Below are 15,798 nucleotides of genomic sequence, written 5' to 3'. Positions count from 1 at the left end.
CGGGCGAGGCTCCAACCTCTGAGTGAGGCAGATTATTTGGATTTCACCTTGCCCGACCATCACATTTGTTTGCTGACTGATGACGGTAGCCCTGCCAGTATCAGATTGGTCAAGTCTCTTTCAGACCGAGGGTGGAAAGTGGTTGTATTAAGTTTCCCCGAATCTGTTATTGCCAAACGGCTACCGTTACCGGGAGGAATTAGCCGTGTGGTGCTGGCAGATTTGAGCGAGGAGCATTTGAAACAACAGCTGATGGCGATCGCGCAAAACTACGGCTCGATTGGCGCGTTCGTTCATCTGCATCCCTCAATTCAAGAAAGTCTTGGGCAGGAATCGGAAAAAGCCATCCTCAAGCATATTTTTCTGATTGCTAAGCACCTCAAAAAATCACTGAATGAAGCAGCACGTCAAGGACGCAGTTGTTTCCTCACCGTGAGCCGCCTGGATGGGCAATTCGGTTTAAGTCGCAAAACAGAGTTTAGCGCCATCGGTGGGGGGCTGTTCGGCTTGACGAAAACCCTCAACCTGGAATGGGAACGGGTGTTTTGTCGCGCCATCGATTTGAGTCCCGCTTTCGATGAAGAATTTGTCGCCCAATCGATTGTCGCGGAACTTCACGACCCCAATCGGTTGATTACCGAAGTCGGGTACAGTTCCCAGGGGAGAACCACCCTGGTAGCCGAGATGTGTAGGGTTAAGAAGAACGCTCGCGGCACAACACATCAAATTACTCCATCCTCGGTGTTTCTCGTCAGCGGCGGTGGACGCGGGATTACTTCCCAGTGTGTCATCAAGCTAGCGCAACGCTACCGATGCAAATTCATCCTCCTCGGTCGCTCAAGCATCAATCCGGAGCCAGCATGGGCAAAAGGCTGTGTTGATGAATTTGATTTGAAAAAGCGGATTATGGCAGATATTACTGCACGAGGAGAGAAACCCACCCCAATCAAAGTCCAAAAGACACTGAAGGCGATTTTATCCCAACGAGAAATCGCCCAAACGCTGCAAGCGATTGAGAAAGCGGGTGGGAAAGCAGAATATCTCAGCGCCGACATTACCGATGCGATCGCTTTAAAGGAAAAACTAGCAGATACCGTCCAGCGTTTTGGAGCGATCTCCGGAATTCTTCATGGCGCTGGCAATTTGGCAGATAAATTGATTGAGAATAAATCCGAACAGGATTTTGAAGCCGTTTATACTGCCAAAGTCAAAGGGTTGGAAAATCTGCTGAGTTGTGTCAATCCGAATCAAATCAAGCATTTGGTGTTGTTCGCTTCAGCGGCTGGGTTTTACGGGAATATTGGTCAATCGGATTATGCGATCGCCAATGAGATTCTCAATAAATTTGCCCATCACTTTAAGCGCCTCCATCCCGAATGTCACGTAGCTTCCTTTAATTGGGGACCTTGGGATGGCGGGATGGTTACGCCTGAGTTAAAACAGATTTTTGCCGAACGCAAGGTTGAGGTAATTCCCGTTGAAGTGGGAACTCAGATGCTAGTTGACGAACTAGATTTTGGCGAACGGGAAACAGTGCAAGTTTTGGTGGGGAGTCCTCTGGTAGTCGTGTCTGGAGAGCTAGATTCAGAACTCCGGACTTACCAAATTCATCGAAAATTAAACCTGAAAGCAAATTCCTTTTTGCAAGATCATGCGATTGGTGGTCAAGCGGTATTACCAACCGTTTGTGGTTCAGTATGGCTTGCCAATGTTAGCGAACAGCTATATTCTGGCTACAAGTTTTTTAGCTGCGAAAACTTCAAAGTCTTAAAAGGCATTGTTTTCGATGAAACATTGGCAAGCGAATACATCTTGGAAGTGAAGGAAGTCAATAAATCCCAGAACGAGCAGCTCGAACTCGCAGCGACAATATGGAGTGAAGCGGAACCCGGAAAACGCCGCTATCATTACAACGGGCAGGTGAAACTCCTGAAAGAAATTCCGGAAGCTCCCACTTATGAATTTGATGCAACTCAAAGTCAAGAGTTTGCGTTCCTATCGCCTTATCAGGATGGCACCTTGTTTCATGGCCCTAGTTTTAAAGGGGTCAAACAAGTTTTAAATATTACGCCAGAAACCCTGACGATGGAATGTGTTTTACCCCAAATCACTGAAGAACAGCGGGGACAGTTTCCGGCACAGGCATTCGATTTTGTCGCCAAAGATGTGCAATTTCAGTGCATGTTGATTTGGGTAAGGCATTTTTATCAGGCGGCTAGTCTCCCTTTACGCTGCCAGAAAGGAGAGCATTTCCAAATGATTCCCTTGGGTAAACCATTTTACGTGTCGATGGATGTCATTTCTAGCAATGAAACTAAGTTAGTGGCGAACATCACTTCCCACGATATCCAAGGAAAAGTTTACTCGCGAGTATTTGGGGCAGAAGTGACGATTAGTAAACAACTGAACCGTCTATTCTTTAACTCTGAAAAAGTAGGAGTTAAGTAATGGCAAGTTAAAAACTAATTCAGCGTGCTGTAGTAGCGATCGCTGCTACAGCACGCTAGCTAGAGCTTATTTAAAATAAAGTCGTTTTTGATTAAATCTTTTAGGAATATTGAATGGAAAAAATTGCAATCATCGGTTTATCTAGCTTGTTTCCAGGTGCAGAAAGTCCTGAGCAATACTGGCAGAATTTAATTGCTAAAAAAGATTTTAAAAGCTTGGCAACAGCCGAACAAATGGGAGTAGATCCCCAAAAGTTTTATTCGACAGAAAAAGGAAAGCTAGATAAATACTATTGTTTGAAGGGAGGATATATCCGAAATTTTCAGTTAGATACCAGCGAGTTTCAGATGGCTCCTGAGTTCCTGAAAAACTTAGATGAAATTTATCAATGGTCTTTATACGTCTCAAAACAAGCATTAAAAGATAGCGGTTATTTAGGAAATCAATCGGTTCTGGAAAAGTGCGGCGTAATTCTGGGGAATCTTTCTTTTCCCACCCGCTTTTCCCATCGTTTTTTTGCACCAATCTATCAAAAATTTCTGGATTCAGCCCTTCAGCAACTTTTAAAAGAAGAATCTTTCCAACTAAAAAAAACACCTTCTGACGTATCCCTTTTAAATGGAATGTTAGCTGGGTATCCGGCAGCAGTCATTGCTCAAGCGCTGTCTTTATCTGGAATTAATTTATCTCTGGATGCAGCCTGTGCGACATCGCTGTATGCAGTTAAATTAGCTTGTCACTATCTGTTATCCGGCAAAGCTGACCTGATGTTAGCGGGTGCGGTGAGTTGCGCCGATCCGTTCTTCATCAATATGGGATTTTCTATTTTCCACGCTTATCCAGAAGATGGGATATCGCGTCCTTTTGATAAGTCATCCGGAGGACTCGTAGCTGGAGAAGGAGCCGGAATGGTTGTCCTGAAACGATATAGCGATGCGCTGCGAGATGGCGATCGCATCTACGCCACAATCTGCGGCGTTGGCTTATCGAATGACGGGAAAGGGAAATTCGTCCTCAGTCCCAATCCCAAAGGGCAAATCTTAGCCTTTGAACGGGCATATACCGAAGCCGGAATTCATCCCAACAGTATCGATTACATTGAGTGTCATGCCACGGGGACTCCAGTCGGAGATATCACCGAACTCAACTCAATGGAGACCTTCTTCGGTCAGTCTCAAACGGTGCCTCTGATTGGGTCTGTCAAATCCAATTTTGGTCACTTGTTGACGGCTGCGGGAATCGCGGGTCTTATCAAAGTGATTTTGAGTATGGGTGAAGAGGTCATCCCGGCGACAATCGACGTAATTGACCCCCTCCGTTCAGAAAAAGGCGCGATCGCTGCTGAGCAGATGGTCACTTCCCCGACACCTTGGCCTCAAAAACAACCGACAAAACGTGCCGCCATCAATGCTTTTGGTTTTGGTGGTACTAATGCTCATTTGATTTTAGAATCTTCAGAGGCAACGGCTGGAGAAGGTGAGGATTCCCAATCCCCAATTCCCAATCCTCAACTCAACACTCAACACTCAACACTCAACACTCAACACTCATTAGCGATCGTCGGCATGGATGCCTTCTTTGGCTCCTGTAAAAGTTTAGATGCCTTCGAGCGCACGATTTATGAGGGAACGCAGCATTTTATCCCCCTTCCGCCTCAGCGCTGGCAAGGTATCGAAGAGCAACCCCAATTACTCAAAGAATATGGCTTGGCAAATGGCGAAGCGCCTCTGGGAGCCTACATCCAAGATTTTGAACTCGATTTTTTAAATTTCAAAATCCCGCCCCGCGACGAAGATCAACTCATTCCTCAACAGCTATTGATGCTAAAGGTGGCGGACAACGCCATCAAAGATGCAAAACTCGCTCAAGGGGGAAATGTCGCCGTAATTGTGGCGATGGGGACAGAACTCTCCTTGCACCAGTATCGCGGTCGATGCGATTTATCTTGGCAAATCAAAGAAAGCTTGGAACAAGCGAATATTTCTTTGTCTCCCGAAAAACTTGCCGAACTGGAAGCCATTACCAAAGATAGCTTGCATCCTCCGGCGCAAGTCAACCGATACACCAGCTTCATCGGTAATGTGATGGCTAGTCGCATTTCCGCCCAGTGGGATTTCACTGGCCCCTCTTTCACCATTTCTGCTGAAGAAAATTCAGTTTTTAAAGCTTTAGAAGTCGCTCAATTACTTCTTTCTAATGAAGAAGTCGATGCTGTTGTCGTTGGTGCGGTCGATCTCTCTGGTGGATTGGAAAACGTATTATTCCGCCAGCAGTTAGCACCGATTAATCAAGGGATTCCTACCTTAAGCTTTGATGAAAACGCGAATGGCTGGATGGTCGGGGAAGGTGCAGGTGCCGTCATTTTAAAGCGGCACGAAACAGCCAAACAGGAGCAAGACCGAATTTATGCCGTTATTGATGCCATCAGCTTAATTCAGGATAATGCCAATCATCAATCGACGAGCGATCGCATACTCACACAAGCTTGTCAGCAGGCGTTCGATTTAGCAGGTATTCACCCTACAGACATCGGGTATCTGGAAGTTTTTGGCAGTGGCGTCGCCTCAGAAGATGAAGCCGAAATCAAAGGTTTACTCTCTGCCTATCAAACTTCCCAAGCGAGTTTGGGTTGTTGCCTGGGAAGTGTCAAAGCCAACATTGGTCATACTTATACCGCTTCCGGGATGGCGAGTTTAATCAAAACTGTCCTCTGCCTGTATCATCGGTATATTCCTGCGACTCCCCAGTGGTCTAGACCGAAACTGCCTCAGATGTGGCAAGGAAGTCCCTTCTACGTCACCACCGAATCGAGAACTTGGTTCTTGGAACCCGAAGCGTCGAAAAGAGTGGCTGCAATTAACGGCTTAGGCATAGATGGTACTTATTCTCACATCATCCTCTCGGAAGAATTGAGCCAAAAAGAGCGTCCTAGCAAGTATCTGGAACAAACGCCCTTCTATCTATTTCCCCTCACCGCTAATCATCAATCTGCGTTGCTCGAACGCTTGCATTCGCTCCAAAATCTGATTGAAACGGGTGACGATCTATCCGTTGCAGCAACACAGACCTTTACAGCTTTTGGGAAATCGCCCCAGGCGACTTATACCCTAGCGATTGTCGGTTCTCATAAACAGGAAATCCTGCGGGAAATCCACTTAGCGATCGCAGGTATCAAAAAAAGCTTTGAAACTGGCGGAGAATGGAAAACACCGCTTGGCAGTTATTTCACACCGAAACCTTTAGGAAATGAGGGTAAAGTTGCCTTTGTTTACCCTGGTATGGCTAGTTCTGGTCTGGGGCTGGGACGGGACATTTTCCAGCTATTTCCTAAAGTTTACGATAGCTTCTCGGCTCTGACTCCCTATCCAGGTCAGGTCATGCACGAGAAACTTCATTATCCCAAAAGTTTAGAAAAACTTTCCAGTCAAGCACAAGCAGAGAAACAGGCAGAATTTTTGGGTGACGGAGTAGCAATGTGCCAAACCGGAATCAGTTTGGCAGTGCTATATAGCCTGATTCTCAGACAGTATTTCCAAGTCCAACCCCAAGTTGCATTTGGGTATAGCTTGGGTGAAGCTAGCAGTATGCTGTTTGCCCTTGACATTTGGCGCGATGATGGGAAATTAAGCGAAGCTTTAGTGTCCTCTCCTCTATTTAGAACTGATTTATGCGGTCCCTGTTTAGCAGGACGTAGGTTTTGGGGTTTGTCAGAAAGCGATCGTTCGGAAAAATTTTGGATTTCCTATGTTCTCAAAGCGCCCGTATCGACAGTTAAGGAAGTCCTAAAGCAGGAAGAACGTGTTTATCTTTCCTTTATCAATACTCCAGAAGAAGTAGTAATTGGTGGAGATCCGCAAGCTTGCTTAAGAGTAATTGCAACTCTCAAGTGCAAATATTTCCCCATCAATTTTGACAGTGTATTGCACTGCGAACCAACAAATACTGAGTATGAGGGATTGGTTGAATTACACACAATTCCCATCCAAAATGTACCCGATATTCAGTTTTATTCTGGAGTAAATTACGCTCCGATTAAGCTAAATACTAATTCTCTGGCCCATAACGCCGCCAAAATCTGCTGTATAACGGTTGATTTCCCTAGAATTATTCATCGTGTCTACGAAGATGGTGTCAGAATCTTTATTGAGGTAGGCGCAGGAAACAACTGTTCTCGATGGATTAGCGAAACGCTTAAGCAACAAGAGCATATTGCCATATCCATCAATACCAAAGGCGTTGATGACCATACTGGAGTGGTCAGGGTTTTAGCAAAACTTGTGAGTCACGGTGTCTCTGTGGATTTGTCCCCACTTTATTCTCAAGTGCCAGAAAAATCTATCCAACGTCAATCAATTGTTAAAAAAGTTACTTTGGGTGGAAGCCGAATTTATTCTAAAATTTTGACCGCTGAAAATTGTGAGAGTTTCCGAAAAGAGATAACAAGAGGTAATAAAGCAAAAGCCATGACAATAGCAAAAGAACCCCAACAGACAACTAATCATCAAAACCAAATGATGAAGATATTTCAGCTACAAATAGCTGTAGCCGAACAATTATTGAATCAAAATATATCAGCTCAGAGCAATGGTCAGATAGCCCCTACAACTTCAGATCCTCAGCGCAATAGTTACACAAAGCCTTCTAATATTGTTTGGGATGAAGCAGATTTACTGGAATTTGCTGAAGGGAAAATTTCCCGTGTTTTCGGTAAAGACTATGAAATTATCGATTCCTATTCCCGGCGAGTGCGGCTGCCAGTTCCGCCCTATCTCTTGGTGAGCAGGGTTACTAAACTTGATGGGGAAATAAATAGCTTTAAACCCTCTTCAATCACAACCGAATACGATATTCCACAGAATGCCTGGTACGCTGTTGATGGTCAAGCTCCTTGGGCAATAAGTGTAGAATCTGGTCAATGCGATTTATTATTAATCAGCTACCTAGGAATTGATTTTGAGAATAAAGGCGACCTAGTTTATCGCTTGCTTGATTGCACCCTGACGTTCCTAGATGATTTACCCAAAGAAGGACAAACCCTGCGTTATGACATCCGCATAAATTCTTTTGTGCGAAGCGGAGATAACCTACTATTTTTCTTTAGTTACGAGTGCTTTGTTGGGGATAAAATGATCCTCAAAATGGACGGAGGCTGTGCCGGATTCTTTTCCGACGAACAACTCGAAAATGGTAAGGGAATTATTGTTTCCGATAAAGAACTTGAAGCGCGAAGCAAGATTCCAAAGCAAAAGTTTGAGCCTCTGCTAATCTGTCAAAAATCAAGCCTAGATGAGTCAGATATGTTATCCCTCACCGAGGGTAATATTGCTGCCTGCTTAGGAGACCATTATTGGCAAGATGGCTTAAATCCCTCCCTGCGCTTGCCCCCGAAGGCAATGCTCATGATCGACCGCATCACATCAGTAGAACCGACAGGAGGGGCTTGGGGTTTAGGTCTAATTATCGGCGAAAAATTTCTTGACCCAGATCATTGGTATTTCCCCTGCCACTTCAAAGACGATCAGGTGATGGCTGGTTCCCTGATGGCAGAAGGGTGCGGTCAACTCTTGCAATTCTATCTTCTCTATTTAGGATTGCAAACCTACACGGTTGATGCTAGATTTCAACCGATTCCCGGTTTGCCACAGGTCGTCCGTTGTCGCGGACAGGTGACTCCCATTTCGGGCAAATTAATCTATCGGATGGAAATCACTGAAATTGGCATTACACCAAAACCTTATGCAAAATGTAATGTTGAAGTCATCCTGAACGGCAAAATTGTTGTTCACTTCCAAGACCTAGGCTTGCAGCTATCTGAAAAGAACCCTAATCATTCAATTTCTGTTGAACAAGCGATAAACAACTCTCAACAAAAGGCAGGATTACCCCGGAAACCAGCCTTATTAAATGAAGATCAAGTCAACGAATTTTGTCTGGGTTCGGTTGCTAAGTGTTTTGGCCCAGAATTCGAGATTTATGACAACGGTGGCGTCAAAGCTTCGCGAATGCCCAATACTCATCTCAATTTGGTGCATCGCGTTTTGGAAGTGAATGGTAAGCGCCATGAACTAACAAAACATTCCAGTATTGTTACTGAATACGACGTTCCCACAGAGCCTTGGTATTATCGCCAAAACTCCTCTCCGACAATACCGTACTCAATTTTAATGGAGATAGCTCTGCAACCCTGTGGTTTTCTCTCTGCTTATTTAGGAACTACTTTGTTGTATCCAAATCAAGACTTGTACTTCCGCAATCTTGATGGACAGGGTCGCCTTCTCAAGGATATAGATATTCGAGGAAAGACGATTACGAATACAGCCCGGTTACTGTCTTCATCCAATATCCAGGGAGTGATTATTCAGAGTTTTGATTTTCAAATGGTTTGCGATGGCGAACCGTTTTATGAAGGAACTGCCGCATTTGGTCATTTTAGCCCCCAATCTTTAGCAAATCAGGTAGGACTGGATCGCGGTAAGGATGTTCCACCCTGGTACGAAACTGAAAATACCACCGGACTCGCGAAAGCAAAAATCGACTTAAGGAGTCCAGAAAGTAGAGCCAAGTTTTATCGCCTTAATCAGGCTCGACCCCATTATCGGCTTGCTCAGTATCAGTTAGACCTCCTGAATGAAGTACGAATTATTCAAGGAGGAGGGAACTATCAGCAAGGCTACATCTATGCCCGAAAAGAGGTAAAGCCGAATGACTGGTATTTCAAGTGTCATTTTTACCTTGACCCGGTCATGCCTGGTTCATTAGGAATTGAGGGGATTTTGCAAGCGATGCAAGTCTATGCCTTACAGAACGATCTTGGTAAACAATTCAAATCTCCCCGTTTTGTCCAAGCCATCGACCATCTAATCGTTTGGAAATATCGCGGACAAATTCCTCATGGTCATACCGAGATGTATTTAGAGGTTCATATTTCCAAAGTGGATATTACTCCAAACAAAGTCACCTTAATCGGTGATGCCAGTTTGTGGAAACCCAACCTGAGAATCTATGAAGTTAAAGACATCGCTCTTTGTTTAGTTGAGTCTGATTAAAATCTATCAAACTCACACTATGGTTCAGTTAGTACTGTTGGTGAATTAAGAACCTAACCCCCAGCCCCCTTCCCTAGTAGGGAAGGGGAGTCCGGAAGCCCCTCTTCTCCTAGGGGAGGGATTTGGGGAGTCAACCCAACCGACAATCTACAATCTGTTATTGGCTTGAATTGGAAAAAGAAACTATGTTGGCAATACCTTTAACGCAAAACAAAAATGGTCTTCGTTTCTCAGGAAATCCGAACAATCAAAATCCAGTCTGGCAGGGTTCTTTAAATTCTGTAGCTTTTGATGAAGAAGGTATCAAGACTAAACTGCTGAATTTAGATAAACCCTGTTACATCGTTAGCAAGCAAGGCCAAATTGGGGTCACGAACGAAGGTTATTTAGGGGATGCTAATAACGGCAAAACTGAATCCGTGGAAACTTTGACAGCAGTGCCACCGCTAGTTCCTCAACAGTTGGGAGACCCCAGTTTCCTGACTTTCCACGGGGTAAAATATGCTTATAGTACGGGGTCAATGGCGAATGGCATTGCCTCCGAAGAAATGGTAATTGCCCTTGGTAAAGAAAAGATTCTCAGTGCCTTTGGTGCCGCGGGCTTAGTTCCTTCTCGCATTGAAACTGCTATTCACCGCATTCAGCAAGCACTTCCAGAAGGGCCTTATGCATTTAATTTGATCCACAGTCCTAGCGAAGCTGCAATCGAGCGGGGTGCAATCAATTTATATCTCAAATACGGCGTCACTACCGTTGAGGCTTCAGCGTTTCTCGATTTGACACCCAACATTGTCTATTATCGAGCGGCTGGACTTAGTCTCAATTCGGCGAATCAAATCGAGATCAAAAACAAAATCATTGCCAAAGTTTCTAGGACAGAAGTTGCAACTAAATTTTTGCAACCAGCACCCACTAAAATGCTCAAGCAATTGGTTGCTCAAGGGCTAATTACTGAGTTGCAAGCTTCCTTGGCTGAAAAAATTCCAATGGCTGACGATATCACTGTAGAAGCCGATTCTGGCGGTCATACAGATAATCGTCCCCTAGTTTGTCTCCTACCTTCGATTCTGGCTCTTAGGGATGAAATTCAGGAAAAATATGGTTACGAACAACCTGTCAGAGTTGGAGCGGCTGGAGGAATTGGTACACCGCAGTCAGCATTAGGGGCATTTATGATGGGAGCCGCTTATGTGGTGACAGGCTCCATTAACCAATCCTGTCTTGAAGCTGGAGCTTCTACTCATACCAAAAACTTGCTAGCTCAAGCGGCTATGGCTGATGTGAGTATGGCACCAGCGGCGGATATGTTTGAAATGGGGGTGAAATTGCAAGTCCTGAAACGTGGCAGTCTCTTCCCAATGCGGGCGCAAAAACTCTTTGATTTCTACAAGAACTATGACTCAATTGAAGAAATTCCGCTTGTGGAAAGAGAGAAATTAGAAAAAGAAATCTTCAGGAAGAGTCTAGAGTCAGTTTGGGAAGATACGGTTGCTTATTTTTCTCAACGCGACCCGGATCAAATAACCAGAGCAGATAACAATCCTAAACGTAAAATGGCTCTGATTTTCCGCTCGTATTTGGGCTTGTCCTCCCGTTGGTCTAATGCGGGTGAGAAAGGTCGTGAAATGGATTATCAAATCTGGTGTGGCCCCTCGATGGGATCGTTCAATGAATGGGTGAAGGGTTCTTATCTGGCTCAAGCGAATAATCGTCGTGTAGTTGATGTTGCCGATCACATAATGATTGGTGCTGGCTTTTTGTACCGGCTGCAAAACTTGAAACTACAGGGGTTATCGATGCCTGCACAATACTGGAACTATTGTCCAAAACCTCTTTTTTAGGATAGTCTAAACATTTTTGGTACCAGGGGCTGGCATTTTAAAGAACTTTGCCGTAAAAAGCCTCTGGGCTGTCTCTATCGGTATGCCTTAAACTGTGGAGGCAAGCGATCGCGTATAGGCGTTTTTATGTTTTGATTAAGACGCTTTTGAGTTAGTCTGCGCGATCGCTTTTGTCACTTCCAAGAACTCGCGCAAAGTCGCTGAGGCATCGTCCTGTCGCCATACAGCCCCCATTAGGACAGTTGGTGTTGACTCAGCGATGTTTTTGTATAAGACACCCTTGCGTTGAAGATTTTGGACATTAGCCGGTAGCAAAGCAACTCCAACCCCACCAGCGACTAAGCCGAGTATCGTCAGCATCAGCGTTCCTCCTTGGATAACAATGGGTGAAATACCAGATTGTTGGCACAGATGTTCGAGCTGTTCAGATAAGACCGGGGAGAATTGGCGAGAAGGGAGGATGAACACTTCCTGTGCTAGTGCTTTCAATGAAACTTGAGGTTGGTGCGCCAGTGGATGAGTCTCTGGTAATGCGACGATTAAAGACTCATGCCAAATCGTCATCCAAGATAAATCAACTTCCTCTTCCATGCATGATGGTAAATGGAAAAAGCCAACATCCAGATGGCGATCGCGCAGTGCTTGCAATTGGAAGGAAGTTGCTAACTCTCGCCAGACGAGTTCCACAAGCGGAAAACGTTCAAGATAAACTCGCAGAATGTCTGGCAAAAAGCTGTTTGCCATTGAGCTAGTAAAGCCGATTACCAATCGCCCGATTTCTCCACGACTAGCACGTTGCGCCATGTTGACCGCACGATCTACGCTAGCGATCGCGCTTCGAGCTTCGTCTAAAAAGACTCTTCCAGCTAGGGTTAACTGGAGCGGTCGCTGGGTGCGATCAAACAGTTGCACTCCCAGATCGTCTTCGAGATCGTGAATTTGTTTGCTCAAGGGAGGTTGCGCGATATGCAGACGAGCAGCAGCACGAGAGAAGTTTAACTCCTCTGCAACCGCGATGAAGTAATGCAAATGCCGAAGCTCCATTCGTTCTTCACCACTATGTCTTTGCCCTAATCTTGGCAAGATAGGAATGCAAATGTCAAATTAATATCAGTTTTTAAACACTATATCTTTGCAATATAGTTGCCTAGTCAAGAAAGTATTAGACATCTAGTAAACCCTTCGTTAATCTAGATGAAAAGACGTTATCAACCTCAACACATCTAAGTTAATAGATAGTGTTGTAAATAGGTATAGGGAGCCATTATTTTATGAAGAAGATCGAGCGTGTTGCCATTGGGGGGGGAACGCACGGAAACGAACTCACCGGAATTTACTTAGTGAAGAAATTTGAGCGATCGCCAAACTTGATTCAGCGACCTAGCTTTGAAAGTCTTACCTTGTTAGCGAATCCCAAAGCCTATGAAATTGGGAAACGGTATGTTGATACCGACCTTAATCGCTGTTTTCTTCGCCAGGATTTGGAGAATTCGAGTCTTTCTAGTTACGAAGCGCAACGAGCCAAGGAGATTTATGGGAAATTTGGCTCTGGGGGGAGCCATCAGGCAGATTTGGTTGTTGATTTACACAGCAGTACAGCAAACATGGAGCTAACAATTATTCTCGCTAGCAAGCAACCTTTTAACCTTCAATTAGCGGCTTATCTCACATCTTTTCATTCAAAAGTGAAGGTACTTTACTCGACAACCAGAAATCAAGGCACCCCTCATCTGGACTCAATTTGTGAATTCGGCTGCACAGTTGAAGTCGGTGCGGTGGCTCAAGGGGTATTGGATGCAACTTTATTTCAGCAAACGGAGGAACTCGTCCACGCAATTTTAGACTACACGGAAGCCTATAACCAGGGAACGCCACCTCCTGTAAGAGATACCCTTACCGTTTATCACAGCATCCAGACAATAGACTATCCCAGGAATGAGTTTGGAGAGATTCAGGCAATGATTCATCCCCAGCTTCAATTTAGAGATTATGAAGCGCTTCATCCCGGCGATCTCATGTTTTTAACGTTTGATGGTCAAGCGATCGCTTATGAAGGTGAAGCAACAGTTTATCCAGTCTTTATCAATGAAGCAGCCTACTATGAAAAAGGAGTTGCTATGTGTTTGACTGAAAAGCAGCAAGTCACCATTTAGCAAAAGTCTCAAGTGTCGAATTCAGATTCAATCATTTCTAACTCTTCGTCAGTTAAAAAATATCGCGAACTTGGAATTGTGGATTTTATTGATTAACAAAAATAAAAAGTAAATCGGTAATTCAAAAACACAAAAGAGTCATAAATGAAGGCGCAGCAGGCAGAATTTTACCAAAGTATTCAAGAATTTTCTCTTGACGATCCTGGGGCTACTTTTCCCTTTAGTCAAAGGTTAGCAAGAGAAAACGGTTGGACAGTTCAATATACTCAGCGTGCCATTAATGAATACAAAAAATTTATTTTTCTTGCGGTTGTAGTTGGGCATCCTGTCACGCCTTCCGATCAAGTAGATCGAGTTTGGCATTTGCACTTAACTTACACTCATTCCTACTGGGATGAGTTTTGTGACAAAGTTTTAAAAAAACCATTGCACCATCACCCAACGAAGGGCGGTTCCAGCGAACAGGATAATTTTTATAGGTGCTATAACGAGACGCTGATTAGCTACGAAAAACTCTTTGGACAGCAACCTCCTAGCGATATCTGGTCGCCACCCGATACCCGATTTGGGAAAGACATCCAGTGCAAACAAGTCAACACTCATCGGTATTGGCTCGTACCCAAACCATCTTTTACTTTGGCTTGGTTGCCATCTATTTATCTCCCTCGCTTGCCTTTGGGGCAATTCCTAGCGATCGCTCTATTGTCATTTATATTAGTTCTAACTATCAGCAGCTCTACGCTACTGATAGCAGGGATTTCTACCCAGACAACTCACTCTATAAGCTCTGAATTAGCACTGGCTCAAACAAGCGAAAATTCTCCGCTACCTCGCAAGACTCCAACCCCTACTCCTAAGAACAAAGATCGTCCTACTTCGGAAAAATCTTCAGGATCGTTTTGGTGGTGGCTACCAATATTCCTCATTTTTTCCCTGTTCGGAAGTCGCGGCAATAACAGTGGTGGTGGTAGTAGTGGTAGTAATGATAGTACGAACAACGGCTGCGGCTGTGGCTGTATGTGATCGGGCATCTGTTCAAGACTGGACAAGAGACATACAACTAGAGAAACCCTGTCCAAAACCCTTGAGTGGGCGTCATTTTTGGCGTTACCTTCAGCAATCAGATATCACCAGGATGGATTTCTGATTGATCAGTGAAAACCCCAAAAATCTTCTAACAGCGACTGTTCTGGTAATTCTTAATTGCTTTTTACTTGGCTACCGTGGCTGCGAGGATCATCCTGACTAACTTTGGCGGGTGTAACGGGTGATTGGAAGGCAGAAACCTGTCCCCCAGCTTGGGCGTAAGGCAGAGGTACAGAAGCAACAAGGGCGTCAATGTTTGCCTGCATGACGGGACGAGGCACCTCTCCAATCGTTTGCGCGATCGCGTCTCCGTTATTGCCGAAATATACAAAATGGGGAATCCCATCAACGCGGTAGCGCGTCATCTCTGGCAACCACTTATTGTTATCCACATTCAGCATGACAAAATTCATCGAATCAGCATACTGCTCTTTCAGTTCGCCCAGATCCTTTGCCATCGCCTGACAGCTGGTACACCAGTTCGCATAAAATTCCATCAACGTCGGCTTGCCATTGCTCAAAGCCACTTCTAACGGTGTAGATTGCTCAGCTTGGGTGTCCAGGGAAACTGAACTTGTCTCAGTTTGCAGTCCCAAGAATAGGAAAACGCTGAGGACAATCGCTACTAAAGCAATCAAGAAGTTTGTGACACGTTTCGCGCCGGTTCCTAGCGACGGCGGCTGGGAGGTTGCAGTTGATTCAGGTGAATTCACAGCCATCGAAGATTTTTTCACGATTGTTATAGATGAGCTACCTTTAGTGTACCAACTCCCTCCAGAGCTACCTTTGCCGTGAAAAAACGAGTAACGTTGACTTTTCCCAAACGAGCGATTCAGATGCCAGTGACTTATCGACTGGCGAAGGATTTTAATGTAGCGGCGAATATTATTCGTGCCCAAGTGGCACCCAATCAAATTGGGAAGCTAGTGGTGGAACTTTTGGGCGATATTGATGCAATAGATGCGGGAATCGAATGGATGCGATCGCAAGATATTAGCGTTTCTTTTGCCAGTCGCGAGATCGCGATCGATGAAGACGTTTGCGTTCACTGCGGGTTATGCACTGGCGTTTGCCCCACAGAAGCTTTGACTCTGGAACCGCAGACATTTCGGCTTAATTTTACGCGATCGCGCTGTATTGTCTGCGAACAGTGCATTCCCACCTGTCCCGTAGAGGCAATTTCTACTAATTTTTGAATTGAAAATGCCTCTTTTTGGCGAATTG

8 protein-coding genes are annotated in these 15,798 nt (G+C 44.8%); 6 read left to right on the top strand and 2 right to left on the bottom strand.

Going from position 1 to position 15,798, the window contains the following annotated elements; translation table 11 throughout:
• Positions 1-36 precede the first annotated feature (36 nt).
• From NDI33_RS05875 to NDI33_RS05865, 3 genes are all read left to right on the top strand, one after another.
• Entirely contained in the window at positions 37-2,448 is a 2,412-nt protein-coding gene (locus NDI33_RS05875; RefSeq protein WP_190677658.1) for an SDR family NAD(P)-dependent oxidoreductase, read from the top strand.
• A 113-nt stretch (positions 2,449-2,561) separates the two neighbouring features.
• A complete protein-coding gene (locus NDI33_RS05870) occupies positions 2,562-9,494 on the top strand; it encodes a PfaB family protein (protein ID WP_190677655.1) in 6,933 nt (2,310 codons plus the stop codon).
• A gap of 185 nt (positions 9,495-9,679) precedes the next feature.
• Complete coding sequence (locus tag NDI33_RS05865) at positions 9,680-11,335, top strand: PfaD family polyunsaturated fatty acid/polyketide biosynthesis protein (protein ID WP_190412772.1); 1,656 nt, start codon at positions 9,680-9,682, stop codon at positions 11,333-11,335.
• A gap of 135 nt (positions 11,336-11,470) precedes the next feature.
• Here the strand turns inward: NDI33_RS05865 and NDI33_RS05860 are convergent, their stop codons facing one another.
• Positions 11,471-12,379, bottom strand: a complete 909-nt coding sequence (locus NDI33_RS05860) for a LysR substrate-binding domain-containing protein (RefSeq protein ID WP_190677653.1) — start codon at positions 12,377-12,379, stop codon at positions 11,471-11,473.
• 227 nt (positions 12,380-12,606) lie between these two features.
• Between NDI33_RS05860 and NDI33_RS05855 the strand changes: the two genes are divergently transcribed.
• Positions 12,607-13,488 (top strand): aspartoacylase, encoded by an 882-nt coding sequence (locus NDI33_RS05855; protein WP_190677651.1) that lies wholly within the window; start codon positions 12,607-12,609, stop codon positions 13,486-13,488.
• Positions 13,489-13,632: 144 nt separating this feature from the next.
• Positions 13,633-14,511, top strand: coding sequence for a hypothetical protein (locus tag NDI33_RS05850; protein ID WP_190677648.1), 879 nt, complete (start codon positions 13,633-13,635; stop codon positions 14,509-14,511).
• Positions 14,512-14,687: 176 nt separating this feature from the next.
• Here NDI33_RS05850 and NDI33_RS05845 read toward each other — a convergent pair whose 3' ends face one another.
• Positions 14,688-15,293, bottom strand: coding sequence for a thioredoxin family protein (locus NDI33_RS05845; protein ID WP_190439919.1), 606 nt, complete (start codon positions 15,291-15,293; stop codon positions 14,688-14,690).
• A gap of 72 nt (positions 15,294-15,365) precedes the next feature.
• Between NDI33_RS05845 and NDI33_RS05840 the strand changes: the two genes are divergently transcribed.
• On the top strand, positions 15,366-15,770 hold the full coding sequence (locus tag NDI33_RS05840) for an NIL domain-containing protein (protein ID WP_190412776.1): 405 nt from the start codon (positions 15,366-15,368) through the stop codon (positions 15,768-15,770).
• Positions 15,771-15,798 lie beyond the last annotated feature (28 nt).

This window comes from Trichocoleus sp. DQ-A1 (assembly GCF_039961955.1).
GTDB lineage: Bacteria > Cyanobacteriota > Cyanobacteriia > Cyanobacteriales > FACHB-T130 > FACHB-T130.
Note: the sequence above shows the minus strand (reverse complement) of the source record. Positions and strands in the feature narration are given on the sequence as shown.